The 5,358-nt window shown below is 64.4% G+C and carries 3 protein-coding genes and 2 pseudogenes; 2 read left to right on the top strand and 3 right to left on the bottom strand.

Going from position 1 to position 5,358, the window contains the following annotated elements:
- Positions 1-94: 94 nt before the first annotated feature.
- Entirely contained in the window at positions 95-1,771 is a 1,677-nt protein-coding gene (istA, locus tag ISG32_RS27345) for an IS21 family transposase (protein ID WP_323746007.1), read from the bottom strand.
- A gap of 145 nt (positions 1,772-1,916) precedes the next feature.
- Between istA and ISG32_RS27350 the strand changes: the two are divergent.
- A pseudogene (locus tag ISG32_RS27350) lies at positions 1,917-2,357 on the top strand (transposase); the annotation flags it as partial.
- Positions 2,358-2,703: 346 nt separating this feature from the next.
- On the top strand, positions 2,704-4,068 hold the full coding sequence (gene gorA / locus ISG32_RS27355) for a glutathione-disulfide reductase (protein ID WP_114046489.1): 1,365 nt from the start codon (positions 2,704-2,706) through the stop codon (positions 4,066-4,068).
- Between the two features lie 329 nt (positions 4,069-4,397).
- Here gorA and istB read toward each other — a convergent pair.
- Together istB and ISG32_RS27735 are read right to left on the bottom strand one after the other, a co-directional pair.
- Positions 4,398-5,093 (bottom strand): annotated as a pseudogene (gene istB / locus ISG32_RS27360) (IS21-like element helper ATPase IstB); the annotation flags it as partial.
- A 61-nt stretch (positions 5,094-5,154) separates the two neighbouring features.
- A partial coding sequence (locus ISG32_RS27735) for a hypothetical protein (protein ID WP_228530164.1) occupies positions 5,155-5,358 on the bottom strand: 204 nt, incomplete at its 5' end.

Here is a 5,358-nt window from a genome sequence, read left to right on the forward strand (position 1 = left end):
CGGCTTGCCGCAGGAACCCAATGATCTGTTCCTCGCTGAATCTGCTCTTCTTCATGTCCGTCATTCTCCTGGTGGTTGACGGACTTCACTAACTTCAGACTGGTACGGCTGGTGGGGGGCAGGTCAGAACTCCAGGTGCGTTGGTTGTGTTGTTGTTGGTGGTGTTCGCCGTGGCGGCCGCGAGCGTGCTCGTGGCTGTGACGGCCGCAGCGTGTGCGAAGAGATCGGCGTACTCATCGGCGTCGCGGATGAGCTCATGCTGCTGGGTCAGCGTTCGGGCCCCGGCGGCGGACGCACTGCTGCACGCACCGGTGGACTCGGTCTCGATGGCCGCCAGTGCCTGGGCAAAGATGACTTCTGCCAAAGCCAGCACCCGCTTGTAGCTGTAGACCCCTTGTTCCAGGGCTTGCGCGCAGGCAGCATCGACACAGTGCGCGGGGAAGCGCCGGGCCAGGCTGACGATGCCCCAGAGCTTGCGCTGGCCCACCCGGCCTTCGATGGCAAAGAGCAGCTCACACAGCCGCCTGGCGTGCTCACCAATCTCGCCGGCCTGACGCAGGATCAGGCGGGTCTCGCGAGACGGATTGAACACCCGCTCCTCCATGGGCAGAATCACCGTGCCGGGACGCTCGGCCTTGGCGTGGGTGCGCAGCAAGGCACGGGTGTGCATGTCACGAATCTCGATGCGCTGGGCGTAGATGCGCACCAACACCTTGGAGCCGATGCCCGCCGGACGGGCGGCGTAGCTGCTGTGATCCACCCGCACACAGCTGTCGTCGCAGACGGTGCGCACCGCCTCGTCGAAATACTGCACGCCCAGGAGAGGCAGTGGTTTGAGGTGGCTGCGCTCCTCCTCGAACATGGCCTGCACCTGGCGTCGCTCGGTGCCGTGGATGCGCTTGGATGCCCAGCTCTTCTCCCAGTGCGCCAGGAACTCGTTCTGGGCCTCGATGGACTCAAAGCGCCGGCCCTTCAAGGCCGTGGCCTGGGTGTGGCCAATGGCATGCTCCACCGTGCCCTTGCGGTTGGGGTCTCGCACCCGCGCCGGGTCGGCCACCACGCCGTAGTGCGCCAGGGCCGCGGCGTACACCGGGTTGAGATCGGGCTCGTACAGGTCGGGCTTGAGGACGCCTTCCTTCAGATTGTCCAGCACCACGTATTGCGGGCAGCCGCCGAAGTACCGCAGGGCCTGCTCGTGCAGCTCGGCCCAGATCTGCTGGCTGGACTTCCACACCACGCACCGGAAGCTGGCACGGGAGTACCGCAAGGTGGCCACGAACAGGCGGGGCTTGCGGTACCGGTCGCTGCCGGGCACGCGGGTGGGAGCGCCCTCGCCGTAGTCCACCTGCATCTCCTCGCCGGGCAGGAAGGACAGGCGATCGAACTGCTCGGGCTCCTTGTGGCGCAGCTTTGCACAGAAGCGTTTGACCGAGTTGTACTGACCAGCAAAGCCGTGCTGGTCGACCAGGTCCTGGTAGATGGCCGTGGCGTTTCGCTTGAGCCGCAGTTGGGCTTCGATGAACTCGCGCCAGGGTTCGCACAGGGAGGTGGCCACCGGCCCAGGAGCCGGTGGCCAGGGTGGGGGAATTTGACATACCGAGCCGGTGGCCACCCCGGGGGAATTTGACTGCAGTTGCTCCAGCCAGCGCTGGTGGTAGCTCCTGACCGTCTTGCGATCGATGCCCGTGATGCGGGCAATCTCGCGTTGCGATGTGTTGCGCTCCAGCAGTGTCTCTATGGTGGCGCGTTGGTTGGACTTCAAGACATTCACTCCTTGGCCTTCCCTCGGGGAAGACCGGATCAATGTCCTGCCAACAGGTGCCGACGACGCCGGCGTTTAACCCCTATCCCCGATCAGTTCAGGTGGGGGAGTTTGAGGTGGCCATAGGCGGGGGAATTTGGGTGGCCATCAGGGGGCGCACATTGGGGTGGACGCAGATTCGGGCCTGGTGCATACCGTGCGCGGCACCTCTGGCAATGTCTCTGACGTTGTGGAGGCGAACAGCTTGTTGCATGGGCATGAGACGGACGTCTTCGCCGATGCCGGCTACCAAGGCGCCCACAAGCGCCCTGATGCAAAAGAAGGTGTCACGTGGCATGTGGCGATGCGCCCGGGCAAGCGCAGGGCGCTGGACAAGGAGAACAAGCCCATTGATGCGCTGATAGAGCAGGTGGAGAAGATCAAGGCCAGCATCCGCGCCAAAGTGGAGCACCCCTTCAGGGTGATCAAACGCCAGTTTGGCTACACCAAGGTGCGCTACCGGGGGCTCATGAAGAACACGCTGCAGCTCACTACGCTTTTTGCGCTATCGAACCTGTGGATGGTGCGCCACCAATTGCTGGCGGAGCGGGGATAAGTGCGCCTGAAAACAGGGCGCAGGCCGAAAAAGCGGCGCAAACGGCCCGAAAAGGGTAGAGAACATTGCGCAGTGCCGAGCAAAATGGCCGCAATTGCATCATCTGAAAAATGTGAGCCGTGTAGCACTCACAAATCCGAGTTGTTCAGGGCATCCCTAACACATGTATTTCGTAACATAATGAATCATCATTCACTATAATAGCCTCGTGGCACAGACGATGCCGCGCGCGCAGTGGAAGCACCTTTTTTGAGGCAGGCGCACTCGATATCGCCTCGGCATCACGCTTGTTCTTGATCACCGTCTCGCAGACACCAGCCTGGTTTTCCATCACACACATTCCATGATTCATCACTACGACTTCGACCTCTTCGTCATCGGCGGCGGCAGCGGCGGCGTGCGCGCCGCGCGCATGGCCGGTCAGCGCGGTGCGCGCGTGGCGCTGGCCGAATGCGCCGAACTGGGCGGCACCTGCGTCAACGTGGGCTGCGTGCCCAAGAAGCTCTACAGCTATGCCGCCGGCTACGCCGCCGCCTTCGAGGAAGCCCCCGGCTACGGCTGGACGCTGCCCGAGGCCCCGCGCTTCGACTGGGCCACGCTCAAGCGCCAGCGCGCGCAGGAGATCACGCGCCTGAACGGCGTGTATCAGAAGCTGCTCGACGGCGCGGGCGTGAAGACGTTGACCGGCTGGGCGCAACTGGTGGACGGCCACACGGTCAGCGTGAGCGACACGCGCTACACCGCGCGCCACATCCTGGTCGCCACCGGCGGCATGCCTGCCGCGCCCGACATGCCGGGCCGCGAGCTGGCCGTGGTGTCGGACGCGATGTTCGATCTGCCCGATTTCCCCAAGCGCCTGCTGGTGATGGGCGGCGGCTACATCGGCTGCGAATTCGCCTCGCTGTTCCGCGGCCTGGGCGCGCACGTGACGCTGGTCAATCGCGGCGCCCACATCCTCAACGGCTTCGACGACGACGTGCGCGAGGCGCTGGCGCGCGAGATGGGCCGCCAGGGCATCGACCTGCGCATGACGGCGCAGGTGGAAACGCTGCGCCGCGAGGGCGACGGCCTGGTCGCGATGCTCTCGCGCGGCCAGCAGATCGAGGCCGACACCGTGCTGCTGGCCACCGGCCGCAAGCCCAACACGGCGGGCATGGGACTGGACGCGGCGGGCGTGAAGCTGGACGCGCGCGGTGCCGTGGTGGTCGATGCGCAGTACCGCAGCAGCGTGCCCTCGGTGCTGGCCATCGGCGACGTGAGCAGCCGACTGGCGCTGACACCGGTGGCGCTGGCCGAAGCGATGGTGGTGGTGGACCAGCTCTTCGGCGACGGCCAGCGCCGCATGGGCTATGACAACGTGCCCACCGCCGTGTTCACGCACCCGAACGTGGCGACCTGCGGCCTGACGGAGGCCGCGGCGCGCGCGAAGTTCGGCGAGAAGGGCGTGCGCATCTTCGCAGCCGACTTCAAGGCCCTGCGCCACACGCTGTCGGGCCGCGACGAGCGCACCTTCATCAAGCTGGTGGTCGACGCGAAGAGCGACTGCGTGGTGGGCCTGCACATGGTGGGCGCCGACGCGGGCGAGATCGTGCAGGGCTTCGCCGTGGCCATGAACGCGGGTGCGACCAAGGCGCAGTTCGACAGCACCATCGGTATCCACCCGACCACGGCCGAGGAGTTCGTGACGCTGCGCGAGCCGATGGTGGGCTGAGAATCCAGCTGACCTGCCCCTATGACTCAACATACGGCATCAGTAGAGGTGGCAGCGAACGTGCAGCGCTGCACAAAAAGACTTCGTACAGATCCACGATGGCCGGCTTGGTGCTCTGCCGAACACTGCGTGTCGGCGCCGGCCGAACTTTGACCCACCCTGCCGGTTGAACTTTGACCCGGGGATGGAAGCCGGCATCGTGGATGCCGACTGTGTATAACTCTACCGCCTTCGTCCTTTCTTGCCTTCCTTTTTGATGTCTTCTCGCTCGCACGAAGAAGGCGCGGAGGGCGAAGCCCGCAGCGCCTTGTCCCTGCATGCGGCGTTGCTCAACCAACGTTTCCGGCCGGCGCCTTTCCCTCCTGCTCACGAGCCTTGATGCGCTTTTTCGAGTTCGCCGTGGCGTGCGTGATCCGGTAACTGTCGTTACCCGTCTCCACGATGTGGCAGTGGTGCGTGAGCCGGTCCAGCAACGCAGTGGTCATCTTCGGATCCACGAACACGCTGCTCCATTCGGCGAAGTCCAGGTTCGTCGTCACCACCACGCTGGTGTGCTCGTACAGTTTGGAGAGCAGGTGGAACAGCAGCGCCCCGCCGGCCTGGCTGAAGGGCAGATACCCCATCTCGTCCAGGACCACCGCGTCCAGACGCAGCAGGCTGCTGGCGATGCGCCCGGCCTTGCCTTGCGCCTTCTCCTGTTCCAGTGCATTGACCAGGTCGACCGTCGAGTAGAAGCGCACGCGCTTGCCATGCTGCGTGATGCCCGCCACGCCGATGGCGGTCGCGAGGTGGCTCTTGCCGGTGCCCGGCCCACCCACCAGCACAACGTTGTGCGCCTCATCGGTGAAGGCCATTTCGGCCAGTTGTAGCACGAGCTTGCGGTCGACCGGCGAGACGTCGAAGTCGAACCCTGCAAGGTCCCGGTGCACAGGGAACTTCGCTGCGTTCATCTGGTGGGTGACCGAGCGCGTGGCGCGCTCGGTCGTCTCGGCACCCAACATCTGCTCGACGAGCCAGCGCGATCGCTCCAGCTCGGTGTTGTTGGGGTCTCCTCGTTTTCAGTGCAATAAGTGACGGTACGCAAAGCTAGCACTGGCGCGGGGGTGGTCTGGGTAGACCGTTGATTTCATTGACTTTCCTGTTCGCTTTGTAAACGGGTATGGTGCCCGTTTGCTTGGTTTTGATCTTTGCCCGCGGTTGAAGGAACTCAAACAGCGCCACCTCTTTGTGCCACGCGGCACCAAAGTGCCCGCAGAAATCGCTGCGGTGTGCGAAGCCAATGTCGACGTC

The organism is Diaphorobacter caeni (assembly GCF_015354245.1).
Taxonomy (GTDB): Bacteria; Pseudomonadota; Gammaproteobacteria; order Burkholderiales; family Burkholderiaceae_C; genus Diaphorobacter_A; species Diaphorobacter_A caeni.